The sequence below is a fragment of the Parajatrophihabitans canadensis genome (assembly GCF_053764775.1).
Genome location: NZ_CM132445.1, coordinates 3,464,355 through 3,480,543 on the forward strand (window position 1 = coordinate 3,464,355; position 16,189 = coordinate 3,480,543).

16 protein-coding genes are annotated in these 16,189 nt (G+C 63.3%); 10 read left to right on the forward strand and 6 right to left on the reverse strand.

All coding sequences use genetic code 11. The features are described from left to right. Positions 1 to 65: 65 nt before the first annotated feature. Positions 66 to 944 (forward strand): NAD(P)-dependent oxidoreductase, encoded by an 879-nt coding sequence (locus ACSMXN_RS16755; RefSeq protein ID WP_022914765.1) that lies wholly within the window; start codon positions 66 to 68, stop codon positions 942 to 944. Here the strand turns inward: ACSMXN_RS16755 and ACSMXN_RS16760 are convergent. Both ACSMXN_RS16760 and ACSMXN_RS16765 read right to left on the reverse strand, forming a co-directional pair. Continuing rightward, a complete protein-coding gene (locus ACSMXN_RS16760; protein WP_022914764.1) occupies positions 920 to 2,533 on the reverse strand; it encodes a phytoene desaturase family protein in 1,614 nt (537 codons plus the stop codon). The genes ACSMXN_RS16755 and ACSMXN_RS16760 overlap by 25 nt on opposite strands. Before the next feature lie 93 nt (positions 2,534 to 2,626). Then, the gene (locus ACSMXN_RS16765; RefSeq protein ID WP_022914763.1) at positions 2,627 to 3,715 is read right to left on the reverse strand and encodes a cation diffusion facilitator family transporter; all 1,089 of its coding nucleotides are present in this window, start codon (positions 3,713 to 3,715) and stop codon (positions 2,627 to 2,629) included. A 174-nt stretch (positions 3,716 to 3,889) separates the two neighbouring features. Here ACSMXN_RS16765 and ACSMXN_RS16770 point away from each other — a divergent pair, with 174 nt between their 5' ends. The 3 genes from ACSMXN_RS16770 (at position 3,890) to ACSMXN_RS16780 (ending at position 7,230) form a co-directional block, all read left to right on the forward strand. Beyond that, positions 3,890 to 5,365: a glutamate-cysteine ligase family protein gene (locus ACSMXN_RS16770; RefSeq protein WP_022914762.1), complete on the forward strand. Its 1,476-nt coding sequence runs from the start codon at positions 3,890 to 3,892 to the stop codon at positions 5,363 to 5,365. Between the two features lie 122 nt (positions 5,366 to 5,487). Further along, positions 5,488 to 5,772: a DUF427 domain-containing protein gene (locus tag ACSMXN_RS16775; RefSeq protein WP_022914761.1), complete on the forward strand. Its 285-nt coding sequence runs from the start codon at positions 5,488 to 5,490 to the stop codon at positions 5,770 to 5,772. 60 nt (positions 5,773 to 5,832) lie between these two features. Next, positions 5,833 to 7,230 carry a CoA transferase gene (locus tag ACSMXN_RS16780; RefSeq protein WP_051148992.1) on the forward strand — a complete coding sequence of 466 codons (1,398 nt, stop codon included), beginning with the start codon at positions 5,833 to 5,835 and terminating at the stop codon, positions 7,228 to 7,230. Here ACSMXN_RS16780 and ACSMXN_RS16785 read toward each other — a convergent pair. The 3 genes from ACSMXN_RS16785 to ACSMXN_RS16795 are packed head-to-tail and all read right to left on the reverse strand — an operon-like array spanning position 7,227 to position 9,859. Beyond that, complete coding sequence (locus ACSMXN_RS16785; RefSeq protein WP_022914759.1) at positions 7,227 to 8,249, reverse strand: NAD(P)/FAD-dependent oxidoreductase; 1,023 nt, start codon at positions 8,247 to 8,249, stop codon at positions 7,227 to 7,229. The genes ACSMXN_RS16780 and ACSMXN_RS16785 overlap by 4 nt on opposite strands. Continuing rightward, positions 8,246 to 8,761: an isoprenylcysteine carboxyl methyltransferase family protein gene (locus ACSMXN_RS16790; protein ID WP_022914758.1), complete on the reverse strand. Its 516-nt coding sequence runs from the start codon at positions 8,759 to 8,761 to the stop codon at positions 8,246 to 8,248. Before ACSMXN_RS16790 ends, ACSMXN_RS16785 begins: the two co-directional genes overlap by 4 nt. Before the next feature lie 6 nt (positions 8,762 to 8,767). Then, positions 8,768 to 9,859, reverse strand: coding sequence for a 3-oxoacyl-[acyl-carrier-protein] synthase III C-terminal domain-containing protein (locus ACSMXN_RS16795; RefSeq protein ID WP_022914757.1), 1,092 nt, complete (start codon positions 9,857 to 9,859; stop codon positions 8,768 to 8,770). Between the two features lie 39 nt (positions 9,860 to 9,898). On the opposite strand from ACSMXN_RS16795, the gene ACSMXN_RS16800 reads away from it, so the two are divergent. Further along, complete coding sequence (locus ACSMXN_RS16800; protein WP_022914756.1) at positions 9,899 to 10,792, forward strand: UbiA family prenyltransferase; 894 nt, start codon at positions 9,899 to 9,901, stop codon at positions 10,790 to 10,792. Between the two features lie 92 nt (positions 10,793 to 10,884). On the opposite strand, the gene ACSMXN_RS16805 is transcribed toward ACSMXN_RS16800, so the two are convergent. Beyond that, positions 10,885 to 11,721, reverse strand: a complete 837-nt coding sequence (locus ACSMXN_RS16805) for an aldo/keto reductase (protein WP_022914755.1) — start codon at positions 11,719 to 11,721, stop codon at positions 10,885 to 10,887. Positions 11,722 to 11,857: 136 nt separating this feature from the next. Between ACSMXN_RS16805 and ACSMXN_RS16810 the strand changes: the two genes are divergently transcribed. The 5 genes from ACSMXN_RS16810 to ACSMXN_RS16830 all read left to right on the forward strand — a co-directional run bounded on the left by ACSMXN_RS16810 (position 11,858) and on the right by ACSMXN_RS16830 (position 16,135). Continuing rightward, entirely contained in the window at positions 11,858 to 12,328 is a 471-nt protein-coding gene (locus ACSMXN_RS16810; RefSeq protein WP_022914754.1) for an NUDIX domain-containing protein, read from the forward strand. Positions 12,329 to 12,467: 139 nt separating this feature from the next. Further along, positions 12,468 to 12,923, forward strand: a complete 456-nt coding sequence (locus tag ACSMXN_RS16815; protein WP_022914753.1) for an SRPBCC family protein — start codon at positions 12,468 to 12,470, stop codon at positions 12,921 to 12,923. Between the two features lie 43 nt (positions 12,924 to 12,966). Continuing rightward, positions 12,967 to 14,202: a CoA transferase gene (locus tag ACSMXN_RS16820; protein WP_155958493.1), complete on the forward strand. Its 1,236-nt coding sequence runs from the start codon at positions 12,967 to 12,969 to the stop codon at positions 14,200 to 14,202. 186 nt (positions 14,203 to 14,388) lie between these two features. Then, positions 14,389 to 14,901, forward strand: a complete 513-nt coding sequence (locus ACSMXN_RS16825; protein WP_022914751.1) for a DoxX family protein — start codon at positions 14,389 to 14,391, stop codon at positions 14,899 to 14,901. A 40-nt stretch (positions 14,902 to 14,941) separates the two neighbouring features. Continuing rightward, positions 14,942 to 16,135 carry a thiolase family protein gene (locus ACSMXN_RS16830; RefSeq protein WP_022914750.1) on the forward strand — a complete coding sequence of 398 codons (1,194 nt, stop codon included), beginning with the start codon at positions 14,942 to 14,944 and terminating at the stop codon, positions 16,133 to 16,135. Positions 16,136 to 16,189 lie beyond the last annotated feature (54 nt).

Sequence of the window (16,189 nt, forward strand, 5' to 3'; positions counted from 1 at the left end):
GCTCTGCGCCGCCAATATGGTCGCGAGTTGGTCCCGCGAGCTTATGATTCTGCTGGAGGTTCCCGGTGGAAAACCTTGGTGAAGTACGGACGGTCGCGGTACTCGGAACCGGCATCATGGGTGCGGGCATCGTGACATCACTGCTCAGAGCGGATCTCGCGGTCAGGGCATGGAATCGAACGCCTGCGAAAGCCGAGCGGCTCGTGTCGGCAGGTGCGGTCTTTTGCCATACCCCTCGCGAGGCTGTCAGCGGTGCAGACGCCATCATCACGATGCTCTACGACGCAGACGCCGTGATTGACGTGGTGACCGAAGCGGCGGATGCGATCGACGATCGCGCCGTCTGGTTGCAGTGCGCGACCATCGGGCTGGCCGGGATCGAACGAGTCGCAGCCTTGGCCGCAGACCTTGGACTGAAGCTTTTGGATGCACCGGTGTTAGGGACGAAAGGCCCAGCAGAACAGGGCAAACTCGTGTTGTTGCTATCCGGTGATCCCCAACTGGTTCCCGCGGTTCAGACTGTCCTCGACGCGATCGGCAGCAAAACGGTATGGGCGGGCGACCGCGTGGGGCAGAGCAGCGCGCTGAAGTTGGCCTGCAACGCCTGGGTCGCCGCCATCAACGCGGCCACTGCCCAGTCACTTGCCCTCGCCGCCGGTCTAGGTATCGATCCCAAGCTGTTCCTGACTGCTATCAGCGGCGGCCCCAGCGATTCGCAGTACGCCCAGCTCAAGGCAGAGCAGATGCTGGCCGGGGAATTCAGCCCATCTTTCGCCTTGGACGGCGTCTTGAAGGACCTCGGCTTGATCACGGCCGCGGCTGAGGAGGTAGGCGTTGACAGCACAGTGCTCGAGGCGCTCCTTTCGACGTACCGCAAGGCCAGCCAGGCCGGGCACGGCGACGAAGATATGGCTGCGGTCTATACGGCCTTCTCGGCGCGATAGATTCTGTCGATCACACCAGACGCCGCTCGCTTGCGCAGACCGCCCAGACGAGCGTTGTCGGCGATGGCAGCGCGTGCTGCCAAGGCGCCGCATGCCCCATGCACGCCACCGCCGGGATGGATTGCCGCGCTGCCGAGATAGAGGTTGTCGACAACCGTCCGCGCACCCCCGACGCCTGGTACCGGACGGAACACCAATTGCTGAAAAAGTTGGCTCGTGCCGCCACCAACGGCCCCGCCAACGAGGTTTGCATTTTCCGCCTCGAGATCGCGCGGCGTCTGTATCTGCCTATCGATGATTTCCTCGGTGAAACCAGGCGCATGCTGTTCGATCATGCGATCCAGTCGAGCCGCCACCAGCTCCGCCGACTCGTCATCGTGTATCCCGCGGGGCAAGTGTGTATAGGCCCACATGGCCTCGGTGCCGGTCGGAGACCTTGTCGGATCAATCTGCGTCATCTGTCCGACCAGCGCGAACGGTACTTCGGGTATCGCTCCGGTCGTGAGGTCGGCCGACCAGCGCACCAGCTTCGCCGCGTCCCCACCTGCGTGAACGACCCCCGCGGTACGGGCATTGACCGCTGTCCACGCAGGCGTGTGGCTCAACCGATAGTTCACCTTGACCGTCGGCAGGTCCCACTGGAACTTCTCGAGATCGGCGAGCAGACTGGCTGGCAGGTCAGCCTCGTGTAGCAGGTCTCGATACAACGCGGTCGCTGAGGTATCGGCGATCACCGCCTTGGCGGCGAAGATGCGCTGACCGCTAGCTGTCCGGACGCCGACTGCCTTGCCACCGCGGACATCGACGCCGACCACCGGTTCCGCCGTCACCAATTCGGCCCCGGCGGCCCGGGCGCGGCTGGCAAGCGCTGCGGTCAGTTGTGCCGCGCCACCGACCGGCGACGGAAAGCCAACGCTCTGCGCCAGCATCGACATGAGCCAACCCATGGTGCCACTCACGGGGGCGTCGAGTGGCGAATCGGCATGCATGGCATTGCCGGACAACAGGGCCCGACCACGCTGGCCCTTGAAAAGCTCCTCGCCCATTCGGTATGCAGGTAGTGCGAGAAACCTGGCGAACCGCAGGAATTCAGCTGTGCCGCCAAGGCGCTTTACCAACCTGCGCGCGGAGTTCACCGGCGGCCACGAGGTGAGCAAAGCATCCAGAAAGTCACCGCCGACGATGTCGAACTGCGCACACAATTCCAGCCAGGTGTCGGCGTCGGACTGGAATTCGGCACCGAGATTACCCGCTGTCTGCAGGCGATCGGCGTAGATCGCAGCGCCTTCATGATCGTCAGGACCAAGTGCGTGAGCCAGTGCCGCCTTGGCGTCTGCCCAGATCAGACCGTGCTCGTGAAGCTCGAGCGCACGCAGAACCGGCGATGCTTTGGCCAATGGATAGCAGGCACTGAAGCGATCCATCGTCCAGCCGTCGGAGGATTGCGACTTGACCGAACCGCCGAGCTCAGCCTGCGCCTCGAGCAGGAGCACCGACCATCCCGCATCCGCGAGTAGCGCTGCAGAGACGAGACCGTTGGGACCTCCGCCGATCACCACCACATCAACGGCGCGCGGCAACGAAACCATCATTCGACTCTAGCCGCGTGTGCGGTCACAGCGCAGCCAGTGGACACAGCGCACGCAAGGCAGTGAGGTGGGTGGCATCGAGAGTCCGGCGGACTAACGGTCGTTGCCCGTCCGATCTTGTTCGTCAGCCAAGACCCTGCCGTATCGCTGCAACACCCGAGCCCGCAGGTTTGGATCCGATCGGGGTACAGGTTGAATGAAAATCTCATCCAGCTCGTTGAATTCCGCTGATAGGTCGGCGTCTATGCGAACGCAGGCCCGCTCCAGCTCACCAGCTGACACCGAGTCGACGAAATCCACCCGCGCGCACAGCAGAACCTGGCCCGTACCGATCATCATGGTGAGCACGTCCACGACATCGACGACCTCCGGCTGTTCCTCGATCCGGTCGGAGATCGCACGTACGAGTCGCAGATCGGCCTGCTTGCCGATCAGCAGAGTCTTACACGTCTGGGCAAGCAATAACGCGGCAACCACCAGCAACACGCCGATCGCGAGCGAGGCGGCGCCGTCCCAATCCGAGTTTCCGGTCATCTGATGCAGGCTTACGCCCGCCGCCGCGATCAGCAGACCGATCAAGGCGGCCGAATCCTCGAGCACGACGCTCTTGACGGTCGGATCCTCCGGGTCTCGGATGTAAGCGCGGACCGTGCGCCGTCCGCGACCAGCCGCGCCCTTGGCCTGTTTGATTGCCTGGCGAAACGACAATCCCTCCAGCACGAAGGCAATCGCGAGAACTGGGTAATTGATCCACAGCAGATGAGTTGACTCGTTCGGGCCGAAGATCGTATGAAACCCTTGGAAGATCGAGAATGCGGCGCCTGACGCCAGAATCATGACAGCGGCGAGCAGCGACCAGAAGTATCGCTCTTTGCCGTATCCGAACGGATGAACACGATCCGCGGGCCGAGCTGACCGATGAAGCGCGGTCAGCAGCAGAAGCTCAGTTGAGCTATCGCCCACCGAGTGAGCGGCCTCAGACAGCAGCGCTCCAGAGCCGCTGACGAGTCCTGCGATGAGTTTCAGCACCGCCACGCCGAGGTTGGCTGCGAGCGCCAGCAGCACCGTGACCGTACTTTCCTCATGGGGTTGCGCAGGCTCGGCAGGCTTGACCGGGCTGGTATCGGTGACACCCGGGCCGGCCTCGGCGGGGCTGCTGGCATTCCCGTGCGTGTCCTGCATGACTACATCTTTCCCGCGTTCAGACCACACTGCATCCCGCAGGCGGCGCTGCATGTATTCCGGCCCGAAGGGCCGGCCCGAAAATTGGCGTGCTCCGTACAACAAGAGTGCTGGCGATGGGCTCGCGAACACGGCATCCTGGCCACAGCACACCGAAGACCCGGAAAGGGCGTCATGGGAGAAGAAGTAGCCAGCACGGAGTTCACGCGGAAGGACAGGCAGCGCTACCGCGCCAAGGTTCGCCGATGTTTGGACGTGCTGGCGCGGATGTTGGCCGAGTCCAAATTCGACTTCGAGCGCCCACTCACCGGCCTTGAGATCGAGTTCAACCTGATCGATGCACATTCGGACCCCGCCATGAAGAACGCACAAGTTCTCGCCGCCATCGCCAACGAAGATTTTCAGACCGAGCTCGGCCAGTTCAACATCGAGATCAACGTGAAACCTCGTGGTCTGGCCGAGACCTCCCTGGCCGAACTCGAGCACGACCTCCGGGCCAGCCTCAACGATGCCGAACAACGATCGGTCACGGTGGGCGCGCACATTGTCCAGATCGGCATCCTGCCGACCTTGTACCCCGAAGACCTCACGGTCGCAGCGCTCAGCGCGAATCCCCGCTACGCGCTGCTGAACGAGCAGATTTTCGCTGCCCGCGGCGAAGATCTGCATATCGCGATTGACGGTCCCGAACGCCTCTCGCTGTACGCAGACACGATCGCGCCCGAGTCCGCATGCACGTCCGTCCAACTCCATCTGCAAGTCAGCCCAGCCAATTACGCCGCAAACTGGAACGCCGCTCAGTGCATTGCAGGCGTACAGCTCGCCATGGGCGCGAACTCGCCGTTCCTGTTCGGCAAGGAGCTCTGGCGCGAGACCAGGATTGCGCTCTTCGAACAGACGACCGACACCCGCCCGGACGAGCTCAAGGCTCAGGGCGTGCGCCCCCGCGTATGGTTCGGTGAGCGCTGGATCACCTCCATCTTCGACCAGTTCGAAGAGAACGTTCGATACTTCCCGGCATTGCTGCCGATCTGCGATGACGAAGACCCAGTCGAGGTACTCGAACGTGGGGGCGTTCCGCGACTGCAGGAGCTGCGAATGCACAACGGAACGATCTACCGCTGGAACCGGCCGGTGTATGACGTCTACCGCGACCGACCACACCTGCGGGTCGAAAACCGGGTCCTCCCAGCGGGACCGACGGTCGTCGATGTCTTGGCCAACGCGGCGTTCTACTACGGTTTGCTGCGCGTTCTGTCCGAGGAAGATCGGCCGGTCTGGTCGCGAATGTCATTCTCAGCCGCAGAGGAGAACTTCAACGCCGCCGCCAAGAACGGCATCAATGCCCAGATGTACTGGCCCGGTCTGGGGGAGGTGCCGGCCACTGAACTCGTCCTGCGCAGGCTGCTGCCGCTCGCACACGACGGTCTCCGATTGTGGGACGTCGAGGACGAGGTGCGCGAACGGTTGCTCGGCATCATCGAACAGCGCTGCATCACCCAGGTCAACGGTGCCGAATGGCAAGCGAGGATGGTTCGCCACCTCGACACCCAGCCCTCGGACCGGCGCGGTGCGCTCCGGCAGATGCTGCGTACTTACGTCGAACACATGCACACGAACGAGCCTGTTCACACCTGGCCCGTCGAGTGAGCCTGTCGGGTGAGCCTGTCGGGTGAGCCTCTGATATGCGGGAATCCTCTGACGTTCGGGAATGAGGCGGCGGCCGGCCAGCGTTGTGCAAGCAGAACTGTCGGACTACCGAGGGGTAATTCATGCCACGCGCGCTTTGGAACGGGGCCGTCATCGCCGCCAGTGACGACACCGTGATAGTCGAAGGAAACCATTACTTTCCGCTGGATTCAGTGACCGACGGCGTCTTGTCGGAGAGCGATACGCATAGCATCTGTCCCTGGAAGGGCACGGCGTCCTACTACTCAGTGACCGTCGACGGCGAAACGAACGCCGATGCGGCCTGGTATTACCCCACGCCCAAGGACGCTGCCAAGCAGATCACTGGGCGAGTTGCGTTCTGGCACGGTGTCAAGGTCGAGGACTAACAGTCGCGGGTTGGTATTCGTCGGTGGCAAAATTGCCTCGTGAACGACGTAGAAGTAGCGATGCTCACCGAGATGTGGCACGCGCTTGACGGCGGCATGCCGCTGCTTGACCAGTTGAGCTTCACAGGTGCCGGCCCATTCGATTCCTCATATCCAGTCAATGCCTTGGCCTCAGCGAGTATCGGTGTAGCCGGCTTGGCCATCGCGGAATATGCCGCTGCCAGCCGCCCGTCGATTCCGCAGGTCGTTGTCGATCGTGCGCTTGCGGGTGCCTGGTTTTCTCGGACCCTGTGGCCGTCAGGCTGGGCATTGCCGAGCCTATGGGATCCCATTGCCGGCGATTACCGCAGCACCGATGGTTGGATTCGGCTCCATACAAATGCGCCGCACCACCGTGCCGCGGCGCTCGAGGTTCTCGGGCTCGACGCGAGCAAGGATGTTCCCACCGATCGAGACATGGTTGCGACCGAGGTCCGCCGATGGTCGGTTGCGGACCTGGAGACAGCTGTCGTCGGCGCCGGTGGGTGTGCAGCGCAACTGCGAAGCCCAGCCCAGTGGCGTCGGCACCCCCAAGGTCTGGCGGTAGCCGCGGAGCCTCTGATCGGCCGATCGACAACGGCGTCGCCAGGCTCGAACGAAGGGCACGACCTCGAACACCAGTCCGGCTCTGAGCGCCCCCTGGCCAGCCTGCGAGTTCTTGACCTGACCAGAGTGCTGGCCGGTCCGGTGGCGACCCGCATGTTGGCGGGGTTCGGCGCTGAAGTGCTACGGATAGATCCGCCCGGATATGACGAACCCGGCATCGAAGCAGAGACCACGCTCGGTAAACGTTGTGCGCGCCTTGACCTCCGCAAGCATCCGGACGCGCTGCTGGAGTTGGTCGCCGACGCCGACGTGGTCGTACATGGTTACCGGCGCGGTGCCCTCGACGCGCTTGGCCTTGGCCAATCCATCTTGAACGAAGCACGGCCTGGCCTGGTCGAGGTGACGCTCAATGCCTACGGCTGGCAAGGTCCTTGGACCAGACGCCGCGGATTCGACAGTCTGGTCCAAATGAGTTCAGGAATCGCCTGGCCGTTGGCCGAGTCGGATGTGGGTGTTGTCGAGTCGGCCCCGACGCCGCTGCCTGCTCAAGCCTTGGACTATGGCACGGGCTACCTCATGGCAGCGGCAGTTGCGCGGGGACTGTCCCAGCGCCGGCAAACAGGACTTGGAAACCGGAGTCAGCTGTCCTTGGCTCGCACGGCCGCCTTTCTGGAGAAATATCACGCACGCGGTACTCATTACGACGCTGAGACTCAGATGCCGGACGGAGACCATAAGGACGCGGTGATGGAGGAGAGTGCTTGGGGAACGGGCCGTAGATTGCCCGGCCCGGTGACGATCGGAGCCCTCAATGCTCGCTGGGACATCCCCGCCCGTGGGCTAGGGTCCTCCCCGCCGCGTTGGCAGGCCTAACGTGCTATCTGCCTGACGAGGTATCCGAACAATGGCGGAACCGCCGCAGCCAGCGGCACAATCTTCTTGCGCAGCACGGGTTTACGCGCGGCCCAGAGCAGCGAACCGGTGATCATCCGGTAGCGTCGCGAGGTCTGCAGCCACTGCTTCTCATAGCGGGCGGGCTGCCCACCGCGAATGCAACCTATTAGCTGCCGCGCGGAGGCGAAGCCGACCGCGAGCCCCTCTCCGGTCAGCGCGTCAACGTAGCCTGCCGCATCGCCGACGAGTAACACGCGGCCTCGGACGCGTTGCGTTGATGCTTGCCGGAGGGGCCCGGCACCGCGGACCGGTGATGCCTCGATGCCGGCGATACGGTTCACCAAATCTGGAAACCCCGCAAGATGCTGGGTAAACGAGCCGCGCTGTTGGCTAAGGACAGCAACGCCAACCCGATTCCTGCCCAATGGGGTGACGTAGGCCTCGGCGTGTTCTGACCAGTGGACCTCAACCAGGTCACTCCACGGCGGCATGTCAAAATGACATCGCTGACCCCAGCGCGCGAGATTGGGCCGGGCCGAGGCGGCCTCCATTCCGCTGAGCCGACGGACTGGCGAATGCAAACCGTCCGCTCCGATCAGGTATTTTGCGCTGAATCCCGCCGCCTGCACGCGGTCCTCATGCTGCTCGACGGCAGTCACCATGTCGTCGATGATCGGTATGCCCTGCTCGAGTACCCGAGAATGCAGAGCAGCATGCAGCTCGGTGCGCTCGACACCGCGCCCCATTCCGACGCTGAACAGCGCCCGGGCCTCATGCGTGCCGTTTGTGTAGCGGATGCCTCGAAAATCCATCCCGGACACGGTGACGTCGAGATCCTGCAGCGCGGCGACGGCACCAGGCATCAGGCCCTCGCCGCAGGCCTTGTCGATGGGCGCACTCCTAGGTTCGACGACGGCCACGTCCAGCCCTGCCCGAGCGGCGTAGAGCGCAGTAGCTAGACCGACCGGGCCGCCGCCCGCGATGAGAACATCCTTCATCCGACAACCAAATCACCAAGCGCAGCAGCCTCTGCTCGAACCCTGATCGTCAGCAATACGGCATTGAGCACGCTGAAGACGAGGGCCGTGATCCAGGCGGAATGCACGAGCGGCAGGGCGATTCCCTCAACAACGACAGCCACATAGTTAGGGTGTGAGAGGAAGCGATAGGGCCCAGCGCCGACCCGCTGAGCACCTGGCACGACGACGATTCTGGTATTCCATTGGTGTCCCAAGGTGGTTATGCACCACCACCGCAGGCTCTGTGATAGCACGACGAGCGCTAACATCGGCCAGCCAAGTGCCGGAATGAACGAGCGGTGCAACGTGAACGCCTCGACGAGGCAGCCAACCAACAAGGCCGAATGCAGGATGACCATTGCGGGATAGTGCCCGAAACCTGATTCCCTTCCACCTCGAGCCAGGCTCCAAGCCAGGTTGCGTTTAGATACGACCAGTTCGACGAGGCGTTCGATCGCCACGGCAGCGATCAACAACGTGTACCAGAGCACGGTCGACTACCAGCGCAACAATACGAGTTCGGAGCAAAACCCCGGCCCCATAGCCATCAGAACACCGGGGCTACCACTGGGGAAACTGCGCTTCTGAATCGTATCCTGCAGGACATGGAGCACCGAGGACGACGACAAATTGCCGACTTCGGCAAGGGAACGCCAGGTTATTTCCAGCGCCTCGCGTGGCAGACCCAACTCTGACTCGATGGCTTCGATGACCTTGGGGCCACCGGGGTGACACACCCAGCCGGCGACATCCGGTACTGCGTACCCGTGGTGTTTCAGGAACAACCGAACATCGGTGCCGAGGTATTGCTCAACGATTACTGGCACTTCTGCGTCCAAGACAATCTTCAGACCCGATGGGCCCACGTCCCAGCCCATCGTTCGCTGTGTGTTGGGATACAGATGTGCTCGCGAGTCCAGGACCTCTGGCCCCGACCATCGATCCGGAGACCTGCGGGCCCGACCCTCCCCCACAGCTACCACGGCGGCAGCGCCGTCGCCGAACAGGCCGCTGGCGACCATGTTCGCCACGCTGCGGTCATTGCGCTGAAGTGTCAGTGAACAGAGCTCGACCGAAAGCAACACCGCAACCTCGTCCGGGTGACCAAGCAGGTAGTCGTGCAGCCTGGCGATTCCGGCAGCGCCGGCAACGCACCCCAATCCGAATAGGGGTAGCCGCTTTACATCCGGCCGCAGTCCGATCTGTCCGGCTATCCGGGCATCAAGGGAGGGCGCCGACACGCCAGTGACGGTCGTGAAGATGATGAGATCGACATCGACGGGCTCGAGTCCGGCCTCCTCTAGAGCACCGAGAACCGCAGTCGCACCCAGACGCGTGCCGTGCTCGATGAAGGCGTCGTTGGTCTGGCCGAAGTCAACCAGGTCAGGGTAGGCGTCCAGCGGAAGAACCGTATATCGGCTGTCGACCTTCGAATTCTGATGGAAACGTCGTAAGAGGGCCCGATCTCGCTCCGCGTCTACGCACAAATCCGCGAAGGCCTCGGTGATGACCGACTGGGCATTACGGTGCTCGGGCAGGACTCCGCGCACCGCGGCAATGGTCGTCATCGTCTCAGCGTAGGTCGACATGGGCAGATCTCGCCGCCAAGCGCCGCTTATGCTCGGCCCGTGGCCATCGAACGGGACCCAGGCGCGCCCGCCCGGCACAGCGACGGTCGCGTTGCACGCGCCCGCGAGGTGGGACTCGAGCTGGCACTCGCCTGCCACCCAGCGCCAACCGTCGCAGTTACCGTCTTGACCACCGTCCTCGTGGCTGTGGCCGGTAATCGCTGGCCCACCTGCGTCGTCGCAACGCTAGCCCTGTTGAGCGGCCAACTGTCGATCGGGTGGTCCAACGACCTGATCGACGCCGACCGCGACGCGGCCGCCGGGCGAAGCGACAAACCTGCCGCAGCGGGCACAATCGCGCGATCCACGCTGATGATCGCGACGGTCATGGCCTTGGTTTGCACTGTCCCGCTGTCGTTCGGCCTCGGCTGGCGAGCTGGCCTGGCCCATCTCACGGGCGTTGGGGCGGGCTGGCTTTACAACCTGGGCGTCAAGGCCACGGTGGCGTCACCGCTGCCTTACGCCGTCGCTTTCGGCGCCCTGCCCGCGATAGCCACCCTCGCGACGCCCGATCGCAGCTGGCCGCCGGGATGGGCGATCTTAGCCGGATCGCTGATCGGCGTCGCCGCGCATTTCGGAAATGTACTACCCGATATCACTGAAGATCTGGCTGAGGGCGTACGCGGGCTGCCGCAGCGGATCGGGCGCAGGGCGTCAGCGCTGACCGCGGCCTTAGCCGTCGTCGCCGCCACCATCGTCATCCTCATCGGGCCTAGTCGCACTCCGTCAGCTCTGGACTGGGCGTGTTTTTGCCTGGTGGTCCTGTTGGCCGTTTCGGGCGTTGCCAGCAATGCCCGTAACCCGCGATCCGAGGTGGCGTTCTACGCCGTGATGGCCGCGGCTGCGCTTGACATCGTCCTCATCGCATTGAGTCACGGTCTGACCGTCTCGTGAGAAGAGAGCGGCCGATGGCCCACCAAAATCAGCTCGGTGCCGAATCAGCTCGGTGCCGAATCAGCTCGGTGCCGAATCAGCTCGGTGCCGAATCAGTTGGGAACGTAGGCGAAGGTGTCCGGATCCGGGCCGGTTCGATGGTCTTTGTTCAAGGCGGTGATCAGCGAGAGGTCGGCGTCAGATAGCTCGAAGTCGAAGATATCGAAGTTCTCCTTGATGCGATCCGGGGTCACCGACTTCGGAAAAACAATATTGCCAATCTGGAGGTGCCATCGCAGGACAACCTGGGCCGGGGTCTTTCCGAAGCCACGAGCGAGCTCGGTGATCGTCGGATCGTCCAGCACGAGACCTTGAGCTATGGGCGACCAGGCCTCCGTGGCTATACCGTGCTCGGCGTCAAAGGCACGGAGCTCATCCTGTGTGAGATAAGGGTGCAATTCAATCTGGTTTACCGCAGGCGGAACAACGGACTCTGCGTGCAGCCGTCGTAAGTGGTGGGCCTGAAAGTTGGACACACCGATGGATCTCGCGCGCCCGTCGGAGTAGATGCGCTCCATCGCCCTCCAGGTCTCGACAAAATCGCCGACAGTCGGCAATGGCCAGTGGATGAGGAAGAGGTCGATCCGCGCTAGCGCGAGGTCAGCCAATGTCTGATCGAAGGAAGCCAGGGCGTCGTCAAAACCATGATTGTTGTTGTTGAGCTTGCTCGTCACAAAGATCTCTGAAGGATCGAGGCCCGAACGGGCGACCGCCTCGCCGACCTGTTTCTCGTTGCCGTACATCTGGGCGGTATCGATGTGCCGATAGCCGGCGTCAAGTGCCATCGACACGGCGTCTGCCGTGTCTGGTGGAGGTATCTGGAAAACGCCGAAACCCAGCTGAGGTATCTCGAGCCCGTTGTTCAAGGTCACTTTGGGAACAGCAGTCACGTGTCATCTCCTGAAAACTCGTCCGCCGGTCGGTTGGTTTGACGTCGTCCGGGGCTGCGTAGCACTACCACCGTAGGTGAACCTCGCCAGGAGTGCAGCTGAGACGCAGCGAGGGCCGGTGCGACACAATCGGACGATGGTGGCCAAGCGCAGTGCGGGGATCCTGCTCTTTCGCAGAGCGGACAGTCAGTTGGACGTGCTCCTAGGACACATGGGTGGACCCTTCTGGAAGGGACGCGAGAGTGGCGCGTGGTCGATTCCCAAGGGCGAATATTTGCCAGACGAGGTTGCCGAAGCGGCTGCCCGACGGGAGTTCGTCGAAGAACTTGGCGTCGAGGTACCTGCCGGCGAATTCTTGCCACTCGGCGAGGTCAAACAAACAGGAGGCAAGACCGTCACGGTGTGGGCCCTCGCCTCCGACCTCGACCCACGGTCGATAAAGCCAGGAACGTTCACTATGGAATGGCCCAAGGGCTCTGGCCGTATCGAGGAATTCCCGGAGCTCGACCGCGTCGAATGGTTCGATCTCGCGTCAGCGCAGAGCAAGATTGTCGCCGGACAACGTGAGTTTCTCAATCGCCTGGAGCAACACCTTGCAGCGCGGTGATGGCCGCGGTCAGAGTCGCGGTCAGGGCGGCACCGTTGCCACCGACCTTCCGCCAGTGATCCCACCAGTGATCCCGCCAGTGTGACCGGCGCAGCGGGGGCTGGTGTGGAATCTGCGGATTCGCGCATATCGTTGATCGATGACAGCGACAACCTGGCGTACCTCCGCGAGCCGTGAGCAAGTGTGGCAGGTCCTGAGCGACGGCTGGTTGTACGCGAGCTGGGTGGTTGGTGCGTCACGGATCCGTGATGTCGAGAGCGGATGGCCAGCCGCGGGTAGCAAGATCCATCATTCGGTCGGTGCGTGGCCGCTCCTGCTCGACGACGAAACTCAGGTGATCACGGCCGAACCCTCACGCCTGCTGGTTCTGCAGGCGCGAACGCGACCGTTCGGCGAAGCGAGCGTGCGGATCGTCCTCGAGGATGTCGACGTAGAGGTAGGCGCACCCGCGGACACACTCGAGATCAGAATGCACGAGGATCTCATCAGCGGCGCCGGCCGGGCAGTCCCGTCAGCCGTACGCCAGCGACTCCTGGTACCGCGAAACCGGGAATCCCTACGCCGCCTAGCGTTGCTGGCAGAGGGCCGCGCCTGAGTACCGGCGTCGGTAAGCACACCGACATGACATGCTCTGGAGCGTGACTCAGCTCCCGTTGGAGGGTGTGCCGCTGGCTGTTTCGAACTGGCCGGCGGCAAGGGTAGCTGGTCGGCTGCTCGCGGCGTTGGGGGCGGAGGTCTCGGTACGGCCCGGCGTCGCACTAGCGTCCGGTACCTCGCTGGTCGATGCGGCGCCCTCGACGGCAGAGCAGGATTGGCAAGCATCGGGGGCCGCAGAGTTGACCGGACGGCCCACGGGTCCGCCGCTTCTTCCGGTGGGCCTGCCAGCAACCGTTGCCAGAGCGGCAGGGTTGGCCCTTGAACTCCTCAGCGGGCATCGAGTCGACACCGTTGAACGCCTCGGGCAGCGCGCTCCACTCCTGGGCCTACAACGACAGGGCGCGATCTCGGCCGGCGGAGCCGCTAGGTTGCTACCGGCCGCCGATGGCTGGTTCGCGATGAACCTCCCGCGTCCGAGTGACATCGAGCTCGTTCCCGCCCTCGTCGAATCTGCCGTTTCAAGCGATCCGTGGAGCGATATCACTCGGTGGTCCGCCGGACGTACAGCTGCTGAGGTAGTCGAGCGTGCGAGCATTCTCGGGCTGGCTGCGGCAGCGTTAACCCTTCCCGACCCCAGTAACGGCGAGCATCCTCCGTGTGCCCCGTGGATGATCAGACCCTGCGGTGAGGGGGTCGGAAGTTCGACGCCACTGCCGGCGAAACTGCGGGTTGTCAATCTCGGCTCGCTATGGGCAGCGCCCCTGTGCGCCCACCTGCTGCACGACACTGGAATGGAGGTCGTCGATGTCGAGGCCACCGCACGCCCGGACGCAAGCCCGCCAGATTTCTACCGCCTCTTGCATCAGGGACATCAGCGGTTGCAGCTAGACCTCAATTCTGCCGGCGGTCGGGATGAGCTTCGCGACCTGTTGCGTACCGCCGATGTGGTGGTCGAAGCCAGCAGGCCACGAGCGCTCCGAAATCTGGGGGTGTCCGCAGAGGCGATAATGTCTGAACGTCGCAAGCAGGTGTGGGTGCGAATCACCGGCTACGGCCAGCACAGCAATCGGGTGGCCTTCGGCGACGACGCCGCGGTCGGCGGTGGCCTGATCGCGAGCGACGCGGACGGACCTGTCTTCGCAGGGGACGCGATTGCCGATCCGCTCACCGGCATCCTCGCGGCCTTGGCCGTGACCGCCTGTGTCAGGAGCAAGCTCAGTTGGTTGATCGACATCGCGATGCGAGACGTGGCCACGTACGCCGCAATGAGCGACTGACAGCCGCCTCAGACGCGGTTGGTCACGATGTGAGAAATATCGCCAGCTTGTGCAGTCATTTCCCGTTACCGCGGTTGACTGATGCGCACCTGGTGAAGTTAGGTACTCCACAGCGTCGACGGCTCGCAGCCTTGCCCATTTGATCGATCACGTATTGCCAATGACATAAAAGAGAAGAGAACGATAGTGAATTCGGCTGATGTCGCAGGGTTGCTGCTGCGGGTGGTGGTTGGCGTCATCATGATTGCCCACGGTTACAACCATCTGCTGGGCGGCGGAAAGATCGCAGGCACCGCACGGTGGTTCGGCGGGCTAGGGCTACGTCCGCCGTTGGCCCACGCATGGATGAGCGTTCTCGTCGAGTTGGCAGCTGGAATCGGTCTGATCGTCGGTCTGTTGACCTCGGTCGCAGCGATGGCGACGGTTGCGGTGATGTCGGTTGCCGGCATCGCCGCCCACCGCAAGAACGGCTTCTACGTCTTCAAGGACGGCTATGAGTATGTGCTGCTGATCGCGGTGGTCTGCGTCGCGATCGCCATCACCGGCCCGGGCCGGGCGTCCCTCGATCACGCCATCGGCATCGACCACGATCTCGACGGTTCGGTCGGTGCGGCCATTTCGCTAGCCGGGATCCTGGCGGCACTGGGTATGCTCGCAGTCTGCTGGCGGCCAAGTCGGCCAGTCACCACGGCTGACTAACCCGGGTCGGCATCGCAGATCTAAAAGGGAGAACTGCCAGTTGAGACAGGCGGTCATAGTCGATGCGGTACGTACCGGCTCGGGCCGGGGCGAAGCGCGGGGAGCGCTGGTTGGAGTCCATCCTGCCCACCTGCTTGCAACGGTTCTGCTCGCCCTCGTCGATCGGAGCGGCATCGATCCGACGGGTATAGAAGAGATCATCGCCGGCTGTGATCCGCAGGCCGCCGAACAAGCGGGCAACATCGCCCGGATTGCCTGCCTCGCCGCGGGTTTCGCGGAAGCGACGTCGGCGACCACTGTCGACCAGCACGGTGCTTCAAGTCTGCAGGCGCTGCAATTCGGCGCGCAGGCGGTCGCGTCAGGCGCTCGCGAGGTGGTCATCGCTGCCGGTGTCGAATCGATGAGCCGAGTTTCGCGGAGCTTTCCGGTACGAGTGGAAGAGCGGCTCAACTGGCCGCTGCGCTTTCGCTACCCCGAGCCCCTGGTGAACAGCGGCGTGGCGGCCGAACTCATGTGCGCGCGGTGGGGCATCGGCCGAGCGGAATTGGACGAGTATGCAGCGCGATCGCACGAAGCGGCCGCGTTGGCCTGGCGAGCAGGCGTTTTCGACAACGAGGTCATACCCGTCGATGTAGACGCGCCCTCGGGCGGCGTGATGAAACACAGTATCGATGAGACAATTCGACCCGATGCAACGGTTGAGGCGCTGTCGCGGTTTCGACCGACCTTCTACTCAGACGCCGCGGCGAGCCGTTTCCCGGAAATTTCGTGGCACATAACCAAGGGAAACACCGCACCGCGTTCGGACGGCGCCTCGGCCGTACTCATCATGAGCGCAGATCGCGCTCAGTCGCTGGGGTTGAAAGCGCGTGCCACCGTCCGATCTGTCGTCTCGGTGGGCAGTGATGCCCTGTTGATGTTGAGTGGCGTCATACCGGCGACCCAAAAAGCTCTACAGATGGCAGATCTGAAAGTCGCTGATCTAGCTGCCGTCGAGATAAACGAGACCTACGCTGCGGTACCGCTCGCCTGGCAGCGCGCGTTCGACGTCGACTCCGTGCAGCTGAACCCCCGCGGCGGCGCGATCGGATTAGGAACTCCCAGCGCGTCAACCGGAACCAGATCACTCACGACTCTGATCAATCACCTCGAGCAGACTCAGGGTCGATATGGGTTGGTTTCAGCGCCAGGAAGCTCCGGTTTGGCCACCGCCGCCGTCATCGACGTCGGCTGATACCCGAGTGGCTTACTCAACAGATGGTTGCATTGACTCGCCGTTGACGGCCAT